The 22000-nt window shown below is 62.4% G+C and carries 21 protein-coding genes; 7 read left to right on the top strand and 14 right to left on the bottom strand.

What is annotated here, in order from left to right; translation table 11 throughout:
* Positions 1-11: 11 nt before the first annotated feature.
* From V7Q53_RS12915 to V7Q53_RS12870, 10 genes are all read right to left on the bottom strand, one after another.
* Positions 12-803 (bottom strand): glycosyltransferase family 2 protein, encoded by a 792-nt coding sequence (locus V7Q53_RS12915; RefSeq protein WP_333828987.1) that lies wholly within the window; start codon positions 801-803, stop codon positions 12-14.
* Positions 800-1678 (bottom strand): glycosyltransferase family 2 protein, encoded by an 879-nt coding sequence (locus tag V7Q53_RS12910; RefSeq protein ID WP_333828986.1) that lies wholly within the window; start codon positions 1676-1678, stop codon positions 800-802. Before V7Q53_RS12910 ends, V7Q53_RS12915 begins: the two co-directional genes overlap by 4 nt.
* Positions 1675-2826, bottom strand: a complete 1152-nt coding sequence (locus tag V7Q53_RS12905) for a polysaccharide pyruvyl transferase family protein (RefSeq protein WP_333828985.1) — start codon at positions 2824-2826, stop codon at positions 1675-1677. Before V7Q53_RS12905 ends, V7Q53_RS12910 begins: the two co-directional genes overlap by 4 nt.
* Positions 2823-4286 (bottom strand): alkaline phosphatase family protein, encoded by a 1464-nt coding sequence (locus tag V7Q53_RS12900; protein WP_333828984.1) that lies wholly within the window; start codon positions 4284-4286, stop codon positions 2823-2825. The genes V7Q53_RS12905 and V7Q53_RS12900 overlap by 4 nt, the downstream gene beginning before the upstream one ends.
* On the bottom strand, positions 4283-5728 hold the full coding sequence (locus V7Q53_RS12895; RefSeq protein ID WP_333828983.1) for a lipopolysaccharide biosynthesis protein: 1446 nt from the start codon (positions 5726-5728) through the stop codon (positions 4283-4285). Before V7Q53_RS12895 ends, V7Q53_RS12900 begins: the two co-directional genes overlap by 4 nt.
* Complete coding sequence (locus tag V7Q53_RS12890; RefSeq protein WP_333828982.1) at positions 5722-6627, bottom strand: sulfotransferase family protein; 906 nt, start codon at positions 6625-6627, stop codon at positions 5722-5724. Before V7Q53_RS12890 ends, V7Q53_RS12895 begins: the two co-directional genes overlap by 7 nt.
* On the bottom strand, positions 6624-7304 hold the full coding sequence (locus tag V7Q53_RS12885) for a hypothetical protein (RefSeq protein ID WP_333828981.1): 681 nt from the start codon (positions 7302-7304) through the stop codon (positions 6624-6626). Before V7Q53_RS12885 ends, V7Q53_RS12890 begins: the two co-directional genes overlap by 4 nt.
* A gap of 5 nt (positions 7305-7309) precedes the next feature.
* Complete coding sequence (locus tag V7Q53_RS12880) at positions 7310-7705, bottom strand: hypothetical protein (protein ID WP_333828980.1); 396 nt, start codon at positions 7703-7705, stop codon at positions 7310-7312.
* A gap of 309 nt (positions 7706-8014) precedes the next feature.
* Positions 8015-8797 (bottom strand): phosphoadenylyl-sulfate reductase, encoded by a 783-nt coding sequence (locus V7Q53_RS12875; protein ID WP_333828979.1) that lies wholly within the window; start codon positions 8795-8797, stop codon positions 8015-8017.
* A gap of 142 nt (positions 8798-8939) precedes the next feature.
* A complete protein-coding gene (locus V7Q53_RS12870; RefSeq protein WP_333828978.1) occupies positions 8940-9311 on the bottom strand; it encodes a MarR family EPS-associated transcriptional regulator in 372 nt (123 codons plus the stop codon).
* Between the two features lie 253 nt (positions 9312-9564).
* On the opposite strand from V7Q53_RS12870, the gene radA reads away from it, so the two are divergent.
* The 4 genes from radA (at position 9565) to V7Q53_RS12850 (ending at position 14512) form a co-directional block, all read left to right on the top strand.
* Complete coding sequence (radA, locus tag V7Q53_RS12865) at positions 9565-10923, top strand: DNA repair protein RadA (RefSeq protein ID WP_333828977.1); 1359 nt, start codon at positions 9565-9567, stop codon at positions 10921-10923.
* A gap of 20 nt (positions 10924-10943) precedes the next feature.
* Positions 10944-11507, top strand: coding sequence for a CvpA family protein (locus V7Q53_RS12860; protein ID WP_333828975.1), 564 nt, complete (start codon positions 10944-10946; stop codon positions 11505-11507).
* 101 nt (positions 11508-11608) lie between these two features.
* Positions 11609-13093, top strand: a complete 1485-nt coding sequence (purF, locus tag V7Q53_RS12855) for an amidophosphoribosyltransferase (protein ID WP_333828973.1) — start codon at positions 11609-11611, stop codon at positions 13091-13093.
* Positions 13094-13237: 144 nt separating this feature from the next.
* Positions 13238-14512 (top strand): NAD(P)/FAD-dependent oxidoreductase, encoded by a 1275-nt coding sequence (locus V7Q53_RS12850; RefSeq protein WP_333828972.1) that lies wholly within the window; start codon positions 13238-13240, stop codon positions 14510-14512.
* A gap of 30 nt (positions 14513-14542) precedes the next feature.
* Here the strand turns inward: V7Q53_RS12850 and V7Q53_RS12845 are convergent, their stop codons facing one another.
* On the bottom strand, positions 14543-14950 hold the full coding sequence (locus tag V7Q53_RS12845; RefSeq protein WP_333828971.1) for a hypothetical protein: 408 nt from the start codon (positions 14948-14950) through the stop codon (positions 14543-14545).
* A 72-nt stretch (positions 14951-15022) separates the two neighbouring features.
* The gene (locus tag V7Q53_RS12840; protein WP_333828970.1) at positions 15023-16090 is read right to left on the bottom strand and encodes an alkane 1-monooxygenase; all 1068 of its coding nucleotides are present in this window, start codon (positions 16088-16090) and stop codon (positions 15023-15025) included.
* A 172-nt stretch (positions 16091-16262) separates the two neighbouring features.
* Here V7Q53_RS12840 and ftsY point away from each other — a divergent pair, with 172 nt between their 5' ends.
* Complete coding sequence (gene ftsY, locus V7Q53_RS12835) at positions 16263-17282, top strand: signal recognition particle-docking protein FtsY (RefSeq protein WP_333828969.1); 1020 nt, start codon at positions 16263-16265, stop codon at positions 17280-17282.
* Between the two features lie 6 nt (positions 17283-17288).
* Here the strand turns inward: ftsY and V7Q53_RS12830 are convergent, their stop codons facing one another.
* A complete protein-coding gene (locus V7Q53_RS12830) occupies positions 17289-17822 on the bottom strand; it encodes an MgtC/SapB family protein (RefSeq protein ID WP_333828968.1) in 534 nt (177 codons plus the stop codon).
* A 72-nt stretch (positions 17823-17894) separates the two neighbouring features.
* Between V7Q53_RS12830 and V7Q53_RS12825 the strand changes: the two genes are divergently transcribed.
* On the top strand, positions 17895-18794 hold the full coding sequence (locus V7Q53_RS12825) for an EamA family transporter (protein WP_333828966.1): 900 nt from the start codon (positions 17895-17897) through the stop codon (positions 18792-18794).
* An 18-nt stretch (positions 18795-18812) separates the two neighbouring features.
* Here the strand turns inward: V7Q53_RS12825 and V7Q53_RS12820 are convergent, their stop codons facing one another.
* Complete coding sequence (locus V7Q53_RS12820; RefSeq protein ID WP_333828965.1) at positions 18813-20420, bottom strand: MBL fold metallo-hydrolase; 1608 nt, start codon at positions 20418-20420, stop codon at positions 18813-18815.
* 353 nt (positions 20421-20773) lie between these two features.
* Between V7Q53_RS12820 and V7Q53_RS12815 the strand changes: the two genes are divergently transcribed.
* Positions 20774-21925 (top strand): MFS transporter, encoded by a 1152-nt coding sequence (locus V7Q53_RS12815; RefSeq protein WP_333829011.1) that lies wholly within the window; start codon positions 20774-20776, stop codon positions 21923-21925.
* Positions 21926-22000: the final 75 nt, after the last annotated feature.

Below are 22000 nucleotides of genomic sequence, written 5' to 3'. Positions count from 1 at the left end.
ATGCCCTTGTGTCAGTCAATTTCTCTCCAAGAAGCACCAGCCACTCTAGAGCGTACTGCGTTAGAAATTACAAAATGCAAATTTCGCTGCTTGATGTGGGCAATTATTCGGTGCAGCTTTCTTGATAAGGGTGAAATCTCTCGAAAATCGGAATAAATCATATCCCGCTCTCTGGCAAGTTTCTCCCGATAAACATCGCTTAAGCCGCCCCCATGCTTCCTGAAACCCGCCAGGACGCCATTGTTAACTTCCACTTTGTGGTTTCTTAGTGCGTGAATATATATTTCTGACTCAAAAGACAGTTGGTACTTCTCGGAAAAACCTCCGAAGCTTTCCCAGACTTCTTTCCTGAAGAACAAGGCACCAGTGAAGAGGTTTGAGTTACGTCTTTCAGGGCCCAGGGAGGATATAAAAGAATAGACTTTCCGCTTGATAGTTCCCTCAGCATCCAGAACGGCACAATGACCAAAGACGACATCAGCACCATTCCGTATGGTAGTGACTGCTTCTGACAGGCAATGTCTTGAGACATAGACATCATCGCTGTTGAGCCAGCACACTATTTCTCCATCGGCTAGAGCGAAGCCACGGTTGAGCGCGTGAGGGACTCCACGATCTGGCTTGGAAACTATCTTGATATCCGCGAACGAGAAGCTCCGTACAATCTCGAGTGTTCGGTCGGTGGAACCTCCGTCAGAGATGATCACCTGGTGGTCTGAATGCGTCTGGCGGGCGATACTTGTCAGCGTATCCTCAATGAATTTCTCGGCATTATAGGTTGGGATGACAATTGAAACTTTCACGTTCTACGCCCTCTTTCAATGAGTACAGTCTCATTTGAGAATAGTTCTTTGTGATGCCTTATGGCGCCAAGCCTCTGAACTGTGCTTCTGATCTGCTGATGAAGTTTTCTGGAAGCCTTGTTGAGCACACTCCCCGATACCGGCTGAACGGGGTCTATGCGCCTTGACTGTGGCAGGAACCGCTGTCTCACCGATGCCATCCACTCAGCATGCCGTGCCCGGTCTGCCGAGGAAAGGCCGCTTGCATGCTGGACATACAAGGTCCCTACCACACCACTGGCCCGCCACTCCCGCGCTTTCCCGGCCAGACGCAGCTTGAAATCCCAGTCCTCATAAAGCGGTACCGAATGGTCAAAGCCCCCCGCGCTTTCGAACAAGGCGCGCGACAGCATCATGTCGCGCGGAATGGCCCCGGCGCGCGCCAGCAGGCGGGCGAAGGCGTCCTGCGGGTTGCCCACGGTTTCCGCAGGGTCCAGCACGCGGCTGCGCCACCATTTCCCCGGCCAGACACGGGCGACCAGCGAATAGGCCACCGCGTCGGTGCGGCCCTCCAGCGCCCGCCACTCGCCTTCGATCTTGCCGTGCGCGAACAGGTCGTCGCCGTCAAGATGGGTGACAAAGGGCTGGCTGGCAGCGCGGATCGCAAGGTCACGGTTGGCCGATACGCCAAGATTGCGCTCGCGCAACAGGGGGGTGATGCAGGCATGCTCCTGCGCCAGCGCGGCGATCATCTCCCGCGAGCCGTCGGAGGAGCCGTCATCGGCGATAATGATCTCGGCGACGGGAAGGGTCTGGCGCAGCACCGACATCACAGCGGCACGCAGTTCGCGCTGCTTGTTGTAGCTGGTGATGATGCAGCTGACGGGCGCGGTCATGATGCGTCAGGCCTGCTGGTGTCGCATACGCGGTCATACCAGGCGGTCACCTCTGCTGCCAGCAGATCGGCGGTGCGAAGGCGCGCGGCGCGGTTGCGCATCTGCCCGCGCAATTGTGCCCAGACCATGCCCGGGGTCAGAAACCTGTGCATGGCGCGGCTGTGGCAGGCCTGGGAGGTGTTGAACCGGCGCATGATCTGCCAGGTCTTGGAGCGCGCACGCTCGAAAGGATGGCGATGATACAGGTCCAGCGCGACCGCGGCATTCCCCGTGGCCAGCGAGATCACAACCGGGTGGAAGCGCCCGCCGACATATCCTTCGGCCCCGGCGATCAGCGCGGCCCAGTCCAGCGGTGAGAGGGGCAGGTTAGCGCGGCGCGTTGTTCCTTCGTCCAGCCGGCCCTCGGGCGTGGGCAGGGCGAGCGTGTCATAGCCTGCCGCCGCTGCTTTGCGCGTGAAGGCCTCGACCCAGGCGCGCGGTTTGCGGCCCTGGGTGCAGAGCGCGATATAGGGGCGGCCGGAGGCGCGCTTGTCTCTCAGGCCGCGCAGGACCGGCGCCAGCGAGAACACCGGATCAGGAACCTCGGTCACAGCACCCTTGTACCCGATCGCCGCGATCTGCCCCGCCGTCCACGAATCCCGGGCTGAGACATGGGCGAAGTCGTCGAGTGCCGCGCGCATTTTCTGACGTGTGCTTTCCGGAAACTCGGAGAGCGCGCAACCCATCGCACTTGGCGCGACCGATACCTTGCGGGCCGCTGCGCCATCCACGCCTGCCGCCCCCACCAGCCAGTAGGGGTTGGGAAAGCGCAGATCCTCACGCTGGCTGTCTGGGGCAAGTCGGAATACGGCATCCGACCCGGTCAGGTACAGGTCCGCCGGTGCCGATGCGCAGAGCGCTTCAAAGGCTTCCTGCGAGGCGACGGGGGCGGTCACTGTCAGATGCTCGGCTACAAACGCGGTATGGGCCGCGCGCTGCGCTTCGGAAACCGATTTCGCGTATTTCTGCTCCAGCTCCTCAGGGCGGAAATCAACGAAATGAGGTGAGAAACCACGCGAGGAAAGGGCGCGCGCGGTTGCCCATGCCTGCAGGTTCGCCCCGAAGTTAGGAACGGCGAAATGCGTCAGGATATACGCGGTTCCGGTCATGATGCGCCTTCGAACACAGCAGCAGTCAGGGCATGCACAAGGCGCAGATCCGCAGGCACATCTGCATCATGGCGCCCTGCCAGCGCCTTGTTCGCCATCAGAATGGGGTGGCGGCCCTTCTGGCCCGAATGCATGCCGCCGACACCTTTGACAGACAGGACGGGTCCGAAATTCGGGTTCTGTACGTACCAGTGCCCAACGGTGCTGGCTGGGAAAGCATGCCCTGATTGCAGGATGGTAACATCCGGAAGCACGGCCTCTTGCGGCGCTCCCGCATAGACTTCGCGATAAGGGGCCGCGCGCATGTCCATTCCATGGCGCAGCGCTGACCAGTTGAAGGCATCAACAATCGCTTCGGTCTCGCCATGGACTTCGCTTTCACGAACGGGACCGCCAAAACGCTCTGCGTCGTTCACATAGATGCCGTACACATAGGTGCTGGAGAAGGCGCGTGTATCGCGCGCCAGAGGCGCCCCTGCATCCCTCAGTGCCGCTGTCATTTTGCCAAACGGTAGCTGCCCCAGTTGTTTGCGGAACTTGGGGCGCAAGGCAGCGCGCGCGGCGTTGCGAGCCATGGATCTTGAAGTGCCCACTCTCTTTGAGAGCCCGGATTCAGACAGAAATCCATTGAAATCCACATTGTGAGTCCAAGGCACGATGGAATGATCTGATGCTATAATATGGTGCTCAGGTTGCAGCGTGTCAAACAAGCGCGCCATTGTATCATCCAGAGTTCTCATATGACTGTTCACAAGCTTCAGCCACGGGCTGGACCAGCTCTTGCGCTCGGGATGATCAGGAGGAAAACGCATGATATGCGCAATCTCTGACATTGCCAGATACATTAGCACCGTCGGCGCACGGAAGGCGAGGAAGCCGAAATCGACTTGTTCTCTCTTCGCGATCGTACCAAAGCAGCGTCCGCGCGCCTCCATCATATTGTTCAGACGTTCGCTCAGAGTTCTTGCATCGTCAAAGCTCTGCGCGCCAAGACGCGTGTCGAAAATATATCCCATCTCATCAAGTTCAGCGGCAAGCACCTCCGGATAGGCTGCATTTGCAGGCATGCTGCCCTGCATTATCCCGCCACCGCCACCGCTGACATAAAATCCGTTCACAGCCTGCGATGGAGATGTCGTTGGTACGTTCATCATGCCAATGCGCGCGCCCGCATTCTCTGCAAGTTTCCAGATCGGAGTGAAACCGGGAGTCTTGGCCAGGTCTTTATAGCCGTAAGAGATATCGAATTTGCGGCTGCTATCCAGTTTCGGGCGCATATAAAGCCCACCCGTTTCCTCGGCACCCTTTCCGGAAAGCATGCGCGCCCAGCCGCGCTGGTTCAGATCCTCGGTGACATCAAATGTCACATCGTTTCTCCGAAGCGATTGCCAGAACGGCATGTCGAAAGCATCAAAAATCCCGGCGGTGCCGCCATCGATTCCCACAATAAGAAGTTTCATTTTGCCCTCCGGCGTGACGATGTAATTCCGCGCAACTCGGTTATGAGCGACTTGTCAAACAGATAAAGGGCGGCCCCGTAACCCAGCACGGAAAGGCTGCTGCCGATGATCAGAATGACGAGGGGCGGCAGGCCTTGCAGGACGAAGGTGCTCCCGGTTCCGATAATTACAATAGCCAGTGTGGCCAATGCCGAACGCCCGGTCTGACTCAGATAGGTCCGCATACTCAGGCCCAGCTTGCGCAGCAGGTACAACAGTTGAATCGGCTCCACGATGACACCCCGCAACAGGAAGGCCGCCGAAGAGGCAACAATGCCGAAGGGGGTGGCAAGCAGGAACAAGGCCGTTCCGACAGAGGCGCGGATGATCGAAAACCATAAGCGTGCCTGCGGTTTTCCGAGGGAAACGATGGTTGAGCCGTTCAGATAATTGAAGGTCGTCAGAAGCCCGGCACCACACAGCAGCGCGACGACGGGAATGATCTCAACCCAGCGCGCGCCTAGGAGGGCGGTTACCAGCGGCTCTCTGAATACGATGACCAGAAGAAAGATCGGCAGGATCACAGCCCCGGCAAGCCGTACCAGCCGCAGGTAGATCTCGCCCATACGGTCGGGTGTCGCGCGATTGACCTGTGACATCACCGGCAAGGTGACTTTCGTCAATGTCACGCCCAGAACCTGCAGCAGCAGGTTCATGACCCGCATTGCCATTGCGAAAAGCCCCAGCGCCTCGACACCAAGCATGAGGCCGACAAAAAGTTTGGGGCTTTCGCGGTTGTAATAGGTGAGCAGATCTGCCCCGGTCACCGGCGCGCCGAAGCGAAGCATCTCGCGCGCGACACCCGTATCGAACACTGCCTTCACAGGCCAGCCAACCAGCATGACCGTCAGGATCAGCGTAAGCGCCGCGCCCCCGACGGACTGCACCACGAGTCCCCATGCACCGTAACCATTGAGGATGAACGGCATTGCGATCAGCCCCGAGAGGGCGTTCGCAAGCAGAGTGCGCCGTGCGATGGCCTTCATGTTCAACTCGCGGCGCAAAAGCGCTGTGACCAGCGATGTCGCGCTGGAAAGCACCATACCCAGCGCAAGTGCCGGAATGAGCGGTGCGATTGCCGCCTCTTCAAACAGAGCGGCCAGGGGCTCTGCCATGGCCACAAGGGCAAGCGCCAGCAGCGTTGACGCCGACAGCGCTATCCAGAACGCGGTGCTCAGCGCCCGAGTATCCAACTCAGAGCGCTGAACAACAACGGTATTGAGGCCAAACACGGCAAGCCTTGAAGCGAAGCCGATGGCAAGTGTGCCAGCCGCGAAAATGCCGAAGTCCTCTGCCGTCAGAAGCCGGGCGAAGATCAGCATGAAAATGGTGCTGAGCCCGCGTGCGCCTATCTGCTCAATCGCGGACCAAAAGGTGGCGGAAAGGGCGCGTTGCTTCAGCATGGCAACCAGTGGGAGAGGTTGCGGTTGATGAGCAGCGACAGGCCTTCAACGTCGGACCGGTAGAAATCTGCAAGCCGTGCGCGCAGCCGGGGTGACAGTGTCGGACGCGCACTAGGCCAGACCCTCGCCAGAACAGCCGCATCGAAAAGCGAATATCCGATCTGCACACCGCGCGCGATGGCGTTCTTTGCTCCATATGAGCGGGTTTTATCGGCATTGTACCGGCTGGTCAGAAGCGCCATGCGCCGGAGCAAAGCCAGCCTGCGGGTGTTATAGATCACTGCTTGTGGACGGGAGGATGTTCTCTTTGGTAAGACGCTGTCATCAACCTGCAGAAAACGATAGAGATCAGCGCTTATGCGAACCGGATCGCCGGTAATCTCCTCCTGAAGCAGAACATGAATGCGTCCGCGCTCAAAGAACGGGCCAAAATTCTGGAGGTGTTTGTGATAAAGGCCAAACTCCAGAACTTCCCAGCTTCGCGGATAGGCAGACAAAAGCGCTTGATCGCCGTCAAGCAGCTTTGTGAGCCCGGCTTCAGGGTCTGCAACGGGAAGAAACCCGCCCCGGATGTAGTGATAATAGGCAGAGACCACGCGATCTACCGGATCACGCAAGACGGCAATCAGTTTTGCATCGGGAAGGTCACGGCAGATCCGGGAAGGAACTTCGCTGCGGCCGATGTATTGTGGGCGCTTTATTCCGACAATCTTTTCCGGGCGGCCCCTGAACAGACGATCAAAGTAATCGGGGGGCGCAAGGCCATAATCAGGGTCTTCGAAATAGGTCGTTTCGCCATGCGGCATCCAGATGTCCGGATGATCTGACAGGCAGAACTGCACGAAGGTCGAGGCGGCTTTCTGCGCGCCTATGACTACGAAATCCGGTTTGCGGCTCATTCCAGCACCTGACAGGCGGGTAGGGCGGCGATGCGGGCGTCAAGGGCCGCGTAGGTCTCTTCGAATCGAGACCGGGTCTGCGGATCGGCGGCGGTGGCACCTTTTCGCGCCCGGCGCTCAGGCAGCGTGACCGGGACGCCGACGAAGTCCGAGAGCGTGTCCTGATGGTCCCAGAGCGCGTCATAATGCAGGATCAAGCGCCGGGTTCCTGCCTTGCCGATCCAGCCGTCCAGCTGGTCACTGAAGCGCAGTACGTCGCGGGTGGCGAGGTCATCGAACGGACCCGAGGCGCGCAGATGCTCGAAATGAAGCTTGATCCAGTCAGGACCATAACGGTCGCGGCAAGCAAGTACGGAAAGCGCCGCATCGGTGGCCGAGCCGAACAGGAAGACCACTTTGGCGCCCGTCCTGTCGGGCAGCTCCTGCGCCAGACCATGGGTTTTGTAAACAACGCCCGGCGCGAACTGTGTCTTGTCGAGGTCCCAGGCCTGATCAGACACCATACGCAGGCCCTGCGCTTTCAGCGGGCCGGGGAAACGAGACTGGGCCACGGCATGGCGCACGGCGTCCCACACAACGGTGGAACCGGAGCGGCCCATGCTTGCCACGATCAGCGGCGGAATGCGCGTGGGAACGGTGCGCTGGAGCAGGTGCTTTATATGGGTCTTGGGATGCACGGGTGTTAACTCGGTTGGGTGGGGTGCTTTTGAAGAGAATGGATCAAATCGATGTCTGCACGATAAACATCTTCTATTCTGGCCCGAACCTTTGGTGAGGTGTCGCTGCCATCGCTCGAAACATTGATCTTTTGATCTAACAAGTTTGCCGGAACATGCAGGAATTTCTGAATGCTGCGGGCAAGATTTTTCTGATAAAGAACATCGCTGACGACCACCTTGCCGTTGCCGTCGCAAATATAATCAGCTTGGCTTGAGAAAAATCTCTGCGAGGACAAAGTGGAAAATTCTGAAGAAAAGAAGATTTCTTCAGGATCATTGAAGCGACGCATCCACTCGAATATTGCTCTCAATTTTTTGTTCGCAGGCATAACTTTGCATTCACGAGCGTAACGGACCATCGAGAGAACCCGATCAACCGGATCCCGCACAACTGCGAAAGATCTATATGTTGACCATTCATTCGGGTATTGGATCTTTATTTCACTCGAAAAAGAATGCTTTAAAATCTTTTCTTTTCCGTATTTTCGCAGAAACGACCGCTCAATATTATGTAGCTTTATTTTTTATTCTTTGATCAATATATAGCCCATTTGGCCCCGTAAGAAAATAATCCCCCCTCTCGGAATTACTTTTCATGACGCTTGAAACCCACATTCCAGCGCACTTGCTTACGTGAACAAAGATGATTTTCTTTGAGTGTAAAATGATCATTCCGTCACCCCGCTCGATTTGCTCCGGTGAAAGCGCCCGTCCGGCCCAAGATGGATTCCGCATTCAACCTTGTCAGGCATCTGCGGCCAGCGTCCGGCGCGGGGGTCTTCGCCTTCGGCAACGGGCCGGGTGCAGCAGGCGCAGCCGATGGAGCGATAGCCACGGGACTGGAGCGGGTGAGGCGGCAGGTCATGGCGCTTCTGATAGGCGGTGATTTCTTCGGCAGACCAATGCGCAAGCGGATTCAGCTTGATGCGCCTGCCATCGCGTTCAAGCACGGGCAAGGCGGCGCGGGTGTCGCTCTGAAAGCGTTTGCGGCCTGAGATCCAGCTGTCATACCCCGCCAGCGCGTCCTGCAACGGAAAGGTCTTGCGCACCCGGCAGCATGCGTCGGGATCGCGCAGGTGCAGCGTGCCTTGGGGGTCAACCTCGTCGCGCAGGGCGCGCTCAGGGTGGATATCCACGATGTTGATGTCCAGCCGTTCAGCCAGTGTCGCGCGGTATTCCAGGGTTTCGGGAAAGTGCATTCCCGTATCAAGGAAGATCACATCAACCCCGGGCAGAATGCGGGACACATAATGCAGCAGAACAACGCTTTCGGCGCCAAAGGACGAGACGATCGCGCGTGTGCCAAGGAAAGGATCCTGCAGCAGGCTCGGAATATCCTGCCGCGTCAGGTCAGCGAGGTGGCGCATCTGCAGCAACGTCAGCGCGGTATCATGCCCGCCGGGCGGCCAGCTTTCGGGCCATAGCGGTGGCTGGTTATGCCCTGAACTCATGTCGCAACCCCCTGTGATTCTTTGAATATTCACACGCACGGCCATGGTGCCCAACACGTATCGCGTGTTGCTGCTGCGGAACTTGCACGCGTACGCCTGCTCCGGCCCTCGGCATGGCCCCTGCGAATGGCATGCTGTCTGCTCAGCGCGCTTTCGGGCGGATCCTGTCCGACTCCTTGGCGGGAAGGTCTTTGCCGATCTCGGCGATCTCTGCCTTCAGCGCTTCATATTCCGCCATCTTCCTGGTCAGGAATTTCTGGGTCAGAACGGCCTTTTCGGTGACGCCTTTCGGGGTCAGATTATAGGCATAGCGGCGTTTGTCGCGGGCGGCGGTGAAGTTGCCCAGCTTCACGAAACCCTTTTCGATCAGCGCACTGAGGACATAGTGCAGTCCCCCCACACTGACTCCGGCCGCCTTTGCGAGTTCACGTTGCGACATCTCGGGGTCTTCGTGAAGCAGCCGCAAAACCCGGAAACGCGCATCTTCGTTGATCTTGCGGCGACCGCCGGCCATCAGGGGAAACGCTCTTCAAAGGCTACCGCACAAGACCTGCCCGAGGGGCGCCCAGCAGAGGAAGAAGTATATGGCAAGGACTGAATCATCAGCATCGCTCAGTTTCGAGCGGTATCACAATGCTGCACTTGCGAATACCCTCTAAAAGAATCCACTTTTTCCTGTCGGTCAACCTTCGCGCGCAGAGCGCGGCTGGCTGCGCGGGCCCCCATCCGGCGCTTGCACCGCCCGGCGCGACGGGCAATAACCGGGCATGGCCAAAGCACAGCCCCAGTTCACCTGCACCGAATGCGGCGCGCGCCATCGCAAATGGATGGGCCGCTGCGAGGCCTGTGGTGCATGGAACAGCATCATCGAGGAAACGCCGCTGGCCACCGGGCCGCGCAGCCCGGGTGCGCGCGGCAAGGTGATCGAGCTCAGCACCCTTCAGACCAAGGAAACCCCGCCCCCCCGCGCGCTTTCGGGTATGGCCGAATTTGACCGGGTGCTGGGCGGCGGGCTGGTGGCGGCCTCGGCGATTCTGGTGGGCGGCGATCCGGGGATCGGCAAATCCACGCTTCTGCTGCAGGCTGTGGCGGCTTTTGCCCGCGCCGGGCTGTCGTGCCTCTATATCTCGGGCGAGGAGGCGGCGGCGCAGGTGCGCATGCGCGCCCAGCGGCTGGGGCTGGGCGATGCGCCGGTCCGGCTGGGGGCGGAGACCAGTCTGCGCGACATCCTCACCACGCTGGATACCGAGCGCCCGGATCTGGTGGTGATCGATTCCATTCAGACCATGTGGCTGGACAGCGTGGAAAGCGCGCCCGGCTCGGTCGCGCAGGTGCGCGCCTCGGCGCATGAGCTGGTGACATTCGCCAAGCGGCGCGGTGTGTCAGTCGTGCTGGTGGGCCATGTCACCAAGGAAGGCCAGATCGCCGGGCCGCGCGTGGTCGAGCATATGGTCGATTGCGTGCTGTATTTCGAGGGTGAGCGCGGCCATCAGTTCCGCATCCTGCGCGCGGTCAAGAACCGCTTTGGCCCGGCCGATGAGATCGGTGTGTTCGAGATGACGGGGCAGGGGCTGGCCGAAGTCGCCAACCCCTCGGCGCTGTTTCTGTCCGAGCGTGGGCAGAACGCCCCCGGCTCGGTGGTGTTCGCCGGGATCGAGGGCACGCGGCCCATGCTGACCGAGATTCAGGCGCTGGTCGCCCCCTCAACCCTGTCGATGCCGCGCCGTACCGTTGTGGGGCTGGATGGCGGGCGCCTTTCCACCATCCTTGCGGTGCTTGAGGCGCGCTGCGCCATCCCTTTCACCGAGCTGGATGTGTTCCTCAATGTCGCCGGTGGCATGAAGGTCAACGAGCCCGCCGCCGATCTGGCGGTGGCGGCCGCACTTCTGAGTGCGCGCGAAGACGTGGCAATCCCGCCCGAAACGGTGGTTTTCGGAGAAATCTCGCTTTCCGGGGCGCTTCGCCCGGTCGGCCAGTCGGAAAACAGGTTGAAAGAGGCGCGAAAACTTGGTTTCACCAGCGCCATGCTGCCAGCGGGCGGCAAACAGAGCGAGGACACCGGGGTCGATCTGCGCGCATTCGCGGATCTGGCCGGTTTCGTCGGCGAGATATTCGGCGCAGGTTAGCGCCTATAGGAGAGTAACGCATGGATGCCTTCACCCTCGTGGACGGCGTGGTGGCGCTGGTCATCGTGGTCTCGGCCATTCTGGCCTATTCGCGTGGTCTGGTGCGCGAATCGCTGGCCATCCTTGGCTGGATCGCGGCAGCGATGCTCGCCTTTGTGCTGGCACCTGCGGTAGAGCCGCTGATGCGCGAAATTCCCTATCTGGGCAGCATTCTGGGTGACAGTTGCGAGTTGACGATCATTGCGGCCTTTGCGGCGGTCTTTGCCATCGTGCTGATGGTTGTGGCGTTGTTCACGCCGGTCTTTTCCGGGTTGATCCGCAACTCGGCGCTGGGGGGCATTGATCAGGGCCTGGGCTTTTTCTTCGGCGTGCTGCGCGGCATCATTCTTGTTGCGGTGGCGCTGATGGTGTTTGAGCGTGCGGTGCCGCCGGGCAATGTCGAAATGGTCGACAACAGCCGCTCCGCCGTCATCTTTGGCCGTGTCCAGAACGCGATTACCGATGCGCTTCCGGAAAACGCGCCCAACTGGATCGTTGACCGCTATGAGGAGCTCGTGGGCAACTGCACTGCGCAGCAGGGCTGAAAAGTTCTTCAACTTTGTGACAGGCTGTGACGTCGCGGGCTTGTCTGGCGGCGCGCGACGGCCTAAAGCAGGCCCGAACGCAGCTTCGAGGATTCACGCCGATGCAGCAATGGCTCAGCCACCCCTTCGATGATGACAAACTGAGGGAGGAATGCGGCGTTTTTGGCGTGATCGGCGTGCAGGATGCCGCCAATTTCGTCGCCCTTGGCCTTCACGCGCTTCAGCACCGCGGGCAAGAGGCCGGGGGAATCATCACCCATTCACCCGAGCAGGGGTTTCAGTCAGCCCATCGTTTCGGACTGGTGCGCGACAATTTCACCTCGGCACGGCTGATGGACACGCTGCCGGGCGCCATCGGCATCGGCCATGTGCGCTATTCCACCGCCGGATCGAAGGGCGCCACCGCCATGCGCGACGTGCAGCCCTTCTTTGGCGAGTTTGCCATGGGCGGGGCGGCGATTGCGCATAACGGCAACATCACCAATGCCCATGCGATCCGCCGCGAACTGATCGAGCGCGGCTCAATCTTCCAGTCCTCGTCTGACAGCGAATGCATCATTCACCTGATGGCGCGTTCGATCCAGAAGAACATCCCTGAACGCATGAAAGACGCCCTGCGCCGCATTGAAGGCGCGTTTTCCATCGTCGCCATGACCCGCACCAAGCTGATCGGCGTACGCGATGCGCTGGGTGTACGGCCGCTGGTTCTGGGCCGGATCGGGCCGGAAAAGGATGCCGGCTGGGTGCTGTCGTCGGAAACCTGCGCGCTGGATATCATCGGCGCCGATTTCATCCGCGAGATTGAGCCGGGTGAGATGGTGGTGATCGACAAGACCGGCGTCACCTCCACCCGCCCGTTTGAGCGGCTGGCATCGCGCTTCTGCATCTTCGAGCAGGTCTATTTCTCGCGCCCTGACAGCATTCTGGGTGGCCGATCGGTGTATGAAACCCGCCACCAGATCGGCGTGGAACTGGCGCGCGAGGCCCCGGTCGAGGCTGATCTGGTCTGCCCGGTGCCCGATTCGGGCACACCTGCGGCAATCGGTTACAGCCATGAATCGGGCATCCCTTTTGCCATGGGGATCACGCGCAACCAGTATATGGGCCGCACCTTCATCGAGCCGTCCGAGCAGATCCGCAACATGGGCGTGCGCCTCAAGCTGAACGTCAACCGCGCGCTGGTCGCGGGCAAGCGGATCGTGCTGGTCGATGATTCGGTGGTGCGCGGCACCACCAGCCAGAAGATCAAGCAGATGATCCTGGAAGCCGGCGCGAAGGAGGTGCATTTCCGCATCGCCTCGCCGCCGACCGCCTGGCCCTGTTTCTACGGGGTGGACACGCCCGAGCGCTCGAAGCTGCTGGCGGCCAACATGACTGAGGACGAGATGCGCGATTACATCGGCGTCGAAAGCCTCAAGTTCATCTCGCTCGACGGGCTTTACCGGGCGGCGGGCGAAAGCGGCGGGCGCAAGGCGTCCTGTCCGCAGTTTTGTGACGCGTGTTTCTCGGGTGAATACCCGGTCGCGCCGACCGACATGATCGCGCGCGGTTTTGAGCTGAAAGTGCAGAGCGCCGCAGCCGAATAAACGGTTGTTTCTTCACCGTCATCCAGGATGTTGAGGCGGGCGCGGGCCGGTTTTCGCGCTGCCCGCCCGCGCCTGCGCAAACACCTCTTGACGCCGCCTGCCGGGCCTGTTGATCGTTCGCATGACATCAGACGAAAGCACCGCATGCACCCCCTCGATTCTCCGGGCCTCTGGGCCGAGACCGCCCCGCCCGCACCGCAAACCGAACGCTTCTCCGGCGCGCATGAGGCCGATATCGCCATTGTCGGCGCGGGCTTCACCGGGCTGGCGGCGGCGCTTGAGGCGGCTGGCGCGGGCGCGCGGGTGGTGGTGCTTGAAGCGGCGGAAATTGGCGCGGGCGGTTCGGGGCGCAATGTCGGGCTGGTCAATGCCGGGCTCTGGCTGATGCCCGAGGTGCTGGAAAAGCGCCTTGCACGCCACACGCCCGACAGCCCGCTGCCCGCCCTGCTGGCGCAGGCCCCGGCCGCTGTCTGGGCACTGATCGAGCGCCACGGCATTGACTGCGAGGCGCGGCCGGTCGGCACCCTGCATTGCGCCCCTGACCGCGCCGGGCTGGATGCGCTGAGCGAGCGCGCGATGCAATGGCGCGCGCGCGGCGTGCCGGTCGCGCTGCTGGACGCCGCCCAGACCCGCGCCCGCACCGGCAGCGATGCCTTTCGCGGCGCGCTCTTTGATCCGCGCGCGGGCACGATCCAGCCGCTTGGCTATGTGCGCGGGCTGGCGCAGGCGGCGCTGACGGCGGGCGCACAGATATTCACCCGCGCGCCGGTGACCGATGCCCGGCAGTCCGGCGGTATCTGGGAACTGACCACGCCCGGCGGCACCCTGCGTGCGCCCCGGGTGATCTGGGCTACCAATGCCTATGCGCAGGGCCCGGCAGAAGAACCTGCCAAGGCCCTGGCCGTGCTGCCCTATTTCAACTTCGCCACCAACCCGCTACCCGAGGCGCTGCGCGAGGGCATTCTGCCGGGCGGCGAGGGGGCGTGGGACAGTGCCAAGATCCTGACCTCGTTCCGGCTGGATGCGGCGGGGCGGTTCATCATTGGCTCGGTCGGCGCGCTGGGGGCCGCCGACCGTGGCGCGCATACCGCCTGGGCCGCACGGCAGATGGCGCGGCTCTATCCGCAGCTCAAGGGGCAGGCCTTTGCGCATGAGTGGTTTGGCCGGATCGGCACCACGCCGGATGCGCTGCCCCGCCTCTGGCAACCGGGGCCGGGGGCCTTCGGGTTTATGGGTTACAACGGGCGCGGGATCGGGCCGGGAACCGTGCTGGGCCAGATTCTGGCCCGCGTGGCGCTGGGGCAGGAGGCGGCGCTGCCCGCGCTGCAAGCCGCAGAGCCGGACCGCCTGCGCCAGCCGCGCAGCTTGTTCATCCGGACCGGCGCCGCGCTCTGGCATCTTGCCGACCGGCGCCGCTGAAGGGCGGCGCGCAAGACGCGCCGCTTTCGCTCAGACGCCGACGTCCGGCCCTTCGCAGATCAGCGGCTTGCCGCTGCGCTCAACCTCGTAAAGCTCGGTGCCCGGCCCGTCCGGCCCGACAAATGTCGCGCGAAGCCCTGCTTCGCCGCGATAGAAATGCCAGCATTGTTCGTCCGGGTTGGTATCATAGATAAAGCAGATCATCCCCTCGCGCTCATACCAGACGCCTTCCTGACATTCATTTCCCAGAAACGCCCAGAGCACGCGACGGCCCGGCAGATATTGCTCAATCCCGAAGGGAACCCCCTCGAAGCTGAAGCTGAGCGTGCGCCCGGTGGTGTAGCGCTCAAAACTCTCGGCGTTCATCCGCTCTTCGGCGGCGGCAACGGGGAAAGCCATCAGGCAGGCAAGGGCGGCGGGCAGAAGGGACAGGCGCATGATGCTCTCCGGTTGACGTGTATTTTACTGTGCCAGAGCGCGCGCGCCTTTGCCAGCGCACCCGCGTTCTGTTCACGCGGAATCGATGCTGCCATGCGCAGCGATACCTGCCCGGACATCCGCCTGCACCCCCGCCTGCACTTCGTCCACCCGCGGGTCCATCACCCGGCGCCACAGCGGGGGCACAAGCGCCACCAGCGCCATCGCGGGCAGGGGGGCGGGCAGCATCGGCGCGCCTTCGGGCAGGCGAAGCTGCGGATAGGGGCGCGCGGGATGGGCGTGGTGATCGGAATGGCGCGGGGCGTTGAGCATCATGGCGGCGCTGAACCACTGCCCGCCGTTCCAGCTATGCGCGGCGCTGACCGGCTCCAGTCGCCCGTCGGCGCGTCGCTGGCGCCTGAGCCCGTAATGCTGCACATAATCCGACATCAGGATCTGTGACTGCGCATGAAACGCCAGCGCCAGATAGACCGCCAGCCCCTTCCAGCCCAGCGTCGCGAAGGCCAGCGCCATGAAGGCCAGCGCCCCGCCGACATGCACGACATAGGGGTTCAGCCGCCGTCGCCCCTGCGCCTGCCGGGCCAGAAGCGCGCGTTCGGCGGCAAGCCCGGCCCTGAACGAGCCGATCCAGGCGCGCGGCAGAAAGCCGTAATAGCTTTGCCCCCGGCGCGGGGAATTGGGGTCAGCGGGGCTGGCGACATGCGGGTGATGCACCAGCCGGTGGGATGAGGTGTGATGGCCAAAGAGGATGGCGGTGAACATCCAGCGCCCCAGCTGATACAGCGCCCGGCTGCGGCGGTGGATCAGCTCATGCGCGGCGGAATTGCCGATCTGCCCCAGCCACAGGCCAAAGGCGGCAAAGCCCGCCAGCCATTGCGTGCCACTCAGCTGCGTCGTCAGCGCCCAGACCCCCAGCGGCAGCAGCGCCAGCTGTGACAGGCCGAGCGCCACCAGAAGCCCGTCGCCCGCCGGAAACTCAGCGCCCTCGGAAGGGACGATGGCCACCAGCCGGTCCATCAGAAAGGCAAAGAGCGTGACATGGATCAGCGCCGCCAGCAGCCATCCGCCTCCAAAGAGCGCCCCAAGCGCCAGCAGCAGCGCGGGCGTCAGCGAGGCAAGGGCGAAAACGGCAATCGGCATCGGCACTCCGTCATCTTGTCGGCGTCATCTGTCGGGGCGCTGCATAGCACAGCCCGGCGCGCTGCGCACCGGGGCAGGCTGCCATGCGGGCCTTTCGCCCCTTCCATCGCCGCCGCCCATGGGGTAGCACTCTGGCGTTAACAAAGCCCTGCCCCGAAAGGGAAAGCCTGCGATGTCCTTCTTCAATAAACTCAAGGAGCGGATGTTCCGCTCATCCTCGAAGCTTGATGAGGGGCTGGATGCGCTGGTGACCGCGGGCGCCGGCGATACGCCGCCCGCCACGCCCGAACCGGCAGCCGATCTGGCGCGCCCCGGGCTTCTGGGGCGGCTTATCGGACGGCCGGAGGCACCGCGCCGGGTGCTGGACGATGCCATGCTGGAAGAGCTGGAGGATCTGCTGATCCAGGCCGATATGGGGGTCGATACCGCCCTCAAGGTCACCGCGAACCTTGCCGAGGGGCGGCTGGGAAAGCGGCTTTCCACCAGTGAGATCAAGGGCCTGCTGGGCGCGGAGATCGCGCGCATCATGGCCCCGGTTGCCCGCCCCATGCCGCTTTACGCCAAACGCCCGCAGGTGGTGCTGGTGGTCGGTGTCAACGGCGCGGGCAAGACCACGACCATCGGCAAGCTGGCCGCGCAGTTCCGGGCGGCAGGCAAGACGGTGATCATCGCGGCGGGGGACACATTCCGCGCCGCCGCGGTTGAGCAGTTGCAGGTCTGGGGTGCGCGCGCTGGCGTGCCGGTGATGACCGCACCCGAAGGGTCAGACCCGGCCTCGCTGGCTTTCGATGCGCTGACGCGGGCGCAGGCCGAAGGCGCGGACCTGCTGATGATCGACACCGCCGGGCGGCTGCAGAACCGCGCCGATCTGATGGAAGAGCTGGCCAAGATCATTCGCGTGATCCGGAAGAAAGACCCCGAGGCACCGCATAACACCCTTCTCGTTCTGGATGCCACCACCGGGCAGAACGCGCTGAAACAGGTCGAAATTTTCCGCGCCATGGCCGATGTGACGGGGCTGGTGATGACCAAGCTTGACGGCACGGCGCGCGGCGGTGTGCTGGTGGCGCTGGCCGACCGCTTTGGCCTGCCGATCCATGCCATCGGCGTCGGCGAGCAGATCGACGATCTGCAAGCCTTTGAACCGGAAGAATTTGCTGCGGCCCTGCTGGGGGTCACAGATGGGGTCTGACGCCGGTCAGCGCGTGTTCCCTTCGGTGCGCGCCTCGGCTTCGGAATGCCCGCGCGGTCTGTCTTCGTCCTCATCCGCCATCCCGTTTTCAAGGCTGTGCGACAGGCGGCGCAGGATCCACAGAACCGGCACCACGATCACCGTGGCAAGCACCGCCAGCGCCAGCGCGCCGATGCCGCAGGCCAGACCGATCGCGCCCGCCAGCCACATGCCCGCGCCGGTGGTAAGCCCTACCACCCGGTTCCCGGCAAGAATGATCGAACCGGCAGCCAGAAACGCCACGCCCGAGGTGACGGCCTCGATCAGGCGAAGCGGGTCGGCGGCTTCGTCTTCAAAGCGCGACATGATCTCGAATGTCAGAAGCGCGAAAAGGCACGATGCCAGTGAAATCAGGATATGCGTGCGCAATCCGGCAGTGCGGGCATGCAGCGCGCGCTCATACCCGATGATCCCGCCCAGCAGCACGGCCATGCCCAGCCGCAACAGCGCCACCTCCGGAGCCGTGCCCGAAAAGGATTGGTCAATCATATTGTCGATCATGTGTGCCCGCCGGTTGTGCAAATGCCGTTTTTGTCAACGCGCCGGGGCCGGGCGCGGTTCCGCAGCGCCACGATGAGCGCGTGGCTGACGGGATTTGAGGGAACCGAGGCGGGCCAGTCGCTTGCACTGATGCTGGCGCTGCTTGCGGCGGTGCTGCATGCGGTCTTTGGCGCCCTTCAGAAAGGGCGGTTCGACCCCTGGGTCTCGCGCGCCGCAATCGACCTCTGGGCTTTTTCGCTGATGCTGCCGGTGGCGCTTTTCGTGGTGCCCTGGCCAGAGCCGCATATGTGGCCGATTTTTGCCGGCGTCTTCGTGATCCATGCGCTCTACAAGGTGTTGCAGGCGATGACCTACAGCCGGGGCGCCTATACCGTGGTCTATCCGGTGGTGCGCGGCACGGCGCCGCTGTTTGCGGTGATCGGCGCGGGGGTGCTGTTCGGCGAAAGCTTCAATGCCGTACAATGGCTGGGCGTGGGGGTGCTGCTGAGCGGCATTTACGGCCTTGCGCTCTATAACCTGCGCCATATCACCGTGGACCGCGATACGCTGGTGCCGGCACTGGGTTTCGCGGTGCTGACCGGGGCCTGTGTGGCGCTTTATACCACGTTCGATGCCTATGGCATCCGCGCCACCGCCGACCCTTTCACCTTTCTGGCGTGGTTTTTCGTGATTGACGGGCTGTTCATTCCGCTGATGGTGCGCAACCGGCTGCGCGCCGTGCCACGGGCCGACTGGATCTGGCTGGCGCGGCGCGGGCTTCTGGGGGCGGTGATCGCCTTTGGCAGCTTTGGCGGGATCATGCTGGCGACACGGCTGGGGCAGGTGGGGCAGGCGGCGGTGCTGCGCGAAACCTCGACGGTCTTCGCGGCGCTGTTCGGCTGGCTGATGCTGGGTGAGCAGACCGGGCCAAGGCGGGTCTTTCTGATGGGCCTGATCGCCGCCGGGGCGGTAGTGGTGCAACTGGCCGCCTGAGCCGGAGGGCCTTAGCCCTCATCCGCCCTGGCCCTCGTCCAGCGCGCGGCGCAGCCTGCGGATCAGCACCGAACGGGCGCGGTCATCGGCGGTCGATTTGAGCGCGTCGTTGACATCCAGAATCAGCCGGGACACCTCATTATGCCAGTCCGGCACCGCAACCTGATGCGGCTTCAGCCGGGGCGGCGGGGCGGCGGAATCATCCAGCCGTTTCGCGCCTGCGGGGGTCAGTTCAAACCCCTCGTCCAGCACCGGCCGGATCAGCCGCGCGCTGCCGTAATCTTCCTCAAGCCGCGCGACCAGCCCTTCCAGCGCAGGTTCCTCACCATGGACCAGAAACACCGCCTGCGCGATGGGTTCGCGCGCGCGGATCCAGTCTGCCAGTTCGGCGCCGTCGGCATGGCCCGAATACAGGTCGATTGACCGGATACGGGCGCGCACCGCAAAGGCCTCACCCTGAATGCGCACCGATTGCGCGCCGTCGAACAGGATGCGCCCCAGCGTGCCCTGCGCCTGATAGCCGACAAAAAGCACCGTCGCCTCGTCGCGCCAAAGCCAGTTTTTCAGCCGGTGGCGGATGCGTCCGGCCTCGCACATGCCCGAGGCGGCGATGACGATGTGAAAGCCATGGACATGATCCAGCGCCATGCTTTGCTCGACCGACTGGGTAAAGTGCAGCAGCGATGAGGCCAGCCCCTCGCTGAACCGCTTGCCATCCTGCAACGCGCGCCGGTGACGGGCGAAAACCTGCGTGGCCTTCAGCGCAAGGGGAGAGTCGACATGAACCGGGATCGGCGGCAGTTCCCCCTCGGCCATAAGCTGCATCAGATCGGCGATCAGCTCTTGCGCGCGCTCCACCGCGAATGAGGGGATCAGCAGCGCCCCGTCCGGGCGGATCGCGGCGCGGACCTCGTCGCGCAGCGCCCGCCTGCGCGCCGCTTCCGAGGTGGCGGGGCGGTCGGTATCCCCATAAGTGCCCTCGCAGATGACATAATCCACGCCCGTCGGCGCCTGCGGGTCCGGGTGCAGCAGCTTGGCCGCCGGGCCGATATCGCCGGAAAAGAGCAGCCGCAGCGGCGCCTTGTGCCCGCTCACCGCCACTTCCAGCTCCAATGAGGCAGAGCCCAGCATATGCCCGGCATTCCACAGCCGCGCCCGCACACCGGGCAGCACGTTGAACCACTGGTCATAGGGCTGCGGCACCATCTGCGCCAGCGTTCGCTCGACATCGGCGCCGTCATAGATCGGCTCGATCAGGTCATCATGCCAGCGCGCCTTGCGCCGGTTCAGCTGCGTCACCTCTACCGCCTGAATATGCGCGCTGTCGGGCAGCATGACGCTGGCCAGATCGGTGGTGGCGGTAGTGGCATGGACCGGCCCGCCAAAACCCGCGCGCACCAGTTTGGGGAGCAGGCCGGAATGGTCGATATGGGCATGCGTAAGGATAACGGCGCGGATGGCGGCGGGGTCAAAGGGAAAGGGGCGATAGTTCAGCTCCTTCTCGGTCTTCGGCCCCTGAAACATCCCGCAATCGACCAGCAGCGCGCCGTGTTCGGTTTCCAGCCGGAAGCACGAGCCGGTAACAGCACGCGCGGCACCGTGGAATGTCAGGCGGGGGAAGGTCATGGGATGGCTCCTTTTCTGGCGGAGCCTAGCGGGTGACGGGGGGGAGGGGTAGGGGGGATGGCAGAGGTCCGGCTGGTGTTGATCGGACCCGGCTGAAGGTCTCGTCAGCGGTGTAGTAATGGCCGCTTTGAGCCCTCTGTGACTGATGCCGCGCCATAGACGAATGGCTGCACTACATAGACATTCCGCATGAACCGGGTCGTCTGGTGCCGCCTCGCAATACTACCTTGCCGCCAAAGATACCTTTGACGGAGTAGTAGACTTGAAGACGATTTCTCGCCTTACCGGAGCCGCCTATGGCGTGCATTTGTCGGATCAGGTCGCGCTTGTGTCGGTCCCGCTGATCGCGGCGCATCGTTTTCGATGCATCCCCGGAAATGATCGGCATCCTTGTCGCTTGCCAGTCGATGGCTCACCTTGTCGGGTCCATTCCCTTCGGGATTCTGGTGGATAGCGTTCAACAGCGAAATCTTACGATTGCGGCGAGCCTAGGGTCCCTGACCGGCTTCATCGGGGCGGTTGCCGCTATCATGCTCGACAGCATTGTGCTCTTCGGTGCATCTGTGACCATAGCGGGCTTCGGTGTTGTGCTATTTGTCCTCTCAGCCCTTTCCATCCTTCCCAAGGTTACTGTGCGGAAAGGTCTTGCCAAAGCAAACGCGGCAATCGAAGTGCCACGGGCCATCGCCTCTTTTGTTGTGCCGCTTCTGATCGGCCTCTATTTCACCGCCGTTCCGCCTGTGCTGATCATCGCGATTGCCGTGATCGGGTCGTTATTAGCGGTAGGTTTCACCAGCTCGCTTCCGGCCGTAGAGATGGAACCGCCCGCCAGTTCCCGCGTCCTCAAGCGGATTGTCGAAGGAGGCACATTCGTTCTTCGTCATCGGCTTTTGCTGCCGATCTCGCTCTGTGCGATCTTCTGGAATCTTGCCTTCGCGGCCTTGCTTGTGGTCCTCGTTCCGGTCATCCGGCAAGTTTACTTGATAGATCCGGGCGCGTTCGGCATCGGGCTGTCCTTTTTTGGTTTGGCGATGATCCTCGGCACATGGGTCATCGGGCGTTTCTCGGACCGGATCGCTCCAAACATAATCCTGCTTTTTGGACCTGGAAGCAGCGTTCTCGCGGCTCTCGGGATGGCGTTGATCCCTTCTGGCGGTTCACCTCTGCTCTTCTATGCCTGCATGTTCCTGCTTGGTTTTGGGCCGTCTATGTGGTTGGTGACACAGAACTCTGTTCGTCAGCTCGTCACGCCATCCGAGCGCTTGGGTCGGGTCAACGCCGTCATTCAAACCGCAATCTACGGCATCCGCCCGCTCGGCGCTTTGGCGGGTGGACTGGTAGCGGGTAACTGGGGTCCGCAAACCGGACTGGTTTTTGTCGTTCTCGCATATACGGCATCGTTCCTCGCCGCGCTATTCAGCGATTTGCGCGGCGTCCGCAGCTACGCGGAATTGTCGCCGGAGGACGAACGCGCTCTGAACAGCGGGGCAATGATGACCAAATAGCGGAACTTGGTCGAAACGCAGCGAACGTCCGCTTCTCTAATCGGGCATTTTGGTCAAGCTCTTTTCTGTTGTCCG

The sequence above is a fragment of the Pararhodobacter sp. genome (assembly GCF_036802785.1).
In the GTDB taxonomy this organism is placed as follows: Bacteria; Pseudomonadota; Alphaproteobacteria; order Rhodobacterales; family Rhodobacteraceae; genus Pararhodobacter.
Note: the sequence above shows the minus strand (reverse complement) of the source record. Positions and strands in the feature narration are given on the sequence as shown.

Excerpts from the sequence above, each read along its gene's own strand:
- V7Q53_RS12910 (WP_333828986.1), bottom strand. The coding sequence starts at position 1,678 with ATGACCGCGCCCGTCAGCTGCATCATCACCAGCTACAACAAGCAGCGC.
- V7Q53_RS12905 (WP_333828985.1), bottom strand. The coding sequence starts at position 2,826 with ATGACCGGAACCGCGTATATCCTGACGCATTTCGCCGTTCCTAACTTC.
- V7Q53_RS12900 (WP_333828984.1), bottom strand. The coding sequence starts at position 4,286 with ATGAAACTTCTTATTGTGGGAATCGATGGCGGCACCGCCGGGATTTTT.
- V7Q53_RS12895 (WP_333828983.1), bottom strand. The coding sequence starts at position 5,728 with ATGCTGAAGCAACGCGCCCTTTCCGCCACCTTTTGGTCCGCGATTGAG.
- V7Q53_RS12890 (WP_333828982.1), bottom strand. The coding sequence starts at position 6,627 with ATGAGCCGCAAACCGGATTTCGTAGTCATAGGCGCGCAGAAAGCCGCC.
- V7Q53_RS12880 (WP_333828980.1), bottom strand. The coding sequence starts at position 7,705 with ATGGTCCGTTACGCTCGTGAATGCAAAGTTATGCCTGCGAACAAAAAA.
- V7Q53_RS12875 (WP_333828979.1), bottom strand. The coding sequence starts at position 8,797 with ATGAGTTCAGGGCATAACCAGCCACCGCTATGGCCCGAAAGCTGGCCG.
- V7Q53_RS12870 (WP_333828978.1), bottom strand. The coding sequence starts at position 9,311 with ATGGCCGGCGGTCGCCGCAAGATCAACGAAGATGCGCGTTTCCGGGTT.
- radA (WP_333828977.1), top strand. The coding sequence starts at position 9,565 with ATGGCCAAAGCACAGCCCCAGTTCACCTGCACCGAATGCGGCGCGCGC.
- V7Q53_RS12860 (WP_333828975.1), top strand. The coding sequence starts at position 10,944 with ATGGATGCCTTCACCCTCGTGGACGGCGTGGTGGCGCTGGTCATCGTG.
- purF (WP_333828973.1), top strand. The coding sequence starts at position 11,609 with ATGCAGCAATGGCTCAGCCACCCCTTCGATGATGACAAACTGAGGGAG.
- V7Q53_RS12850 (WP_333828972.1), top strand. The coding sequence starts at position 13,238 with ATGCACCCCCTCGATTCTCCGGGCCTCTGGGCCGAGACCGCCCCGCCC.
- V7Q53_RS12845 (WP_333828971.1), bottom strand. The coding sequence starts at position 14,950 with ATGCGCCTGTCCCTTCTGCCCGCCGCCCTTGCCTGCCTGATGGCTTTC.
- V7Q53_RS12840 (WP_333828970.1), bottom strand. The coding sequence starts at position 16,090 with ATGCCGATTGCCGTTTTCGCCCTTGCCTCGCTGACGCCCGCGCTGCTG.
- ftsY (WP_333828969.1), top strand. The coding sequence starts at position 16,263 with ATGTCCTTCTTCAATAAACTCAAGGAGCGGATGTTCCGCTCATCCTCG.
- V7Q53_RS12830 (WP_333828968.1), bottom strand. The coding sequence starts at position 17,822 with ATGATCGACAATATGATTGACCAATCCTTTTCGGGCACGGCTCCGGAG.
- V7Q53_RS12825 (WP_333828966.1), top strand. The coding sequence starts at position 17,895 with ATGAGCGCGTGGCTGACGGGATTTGAGGGAACCGAGGCGGGCCAGTCG.
- V7Q53_RS12820 (WP_333828965.1), bottom strand. The coding sequence starts at position 20,420 with ATGACCTTCCCCCGCCTGACATTCCACGGTGCCGCGCGTGCTGTTACC.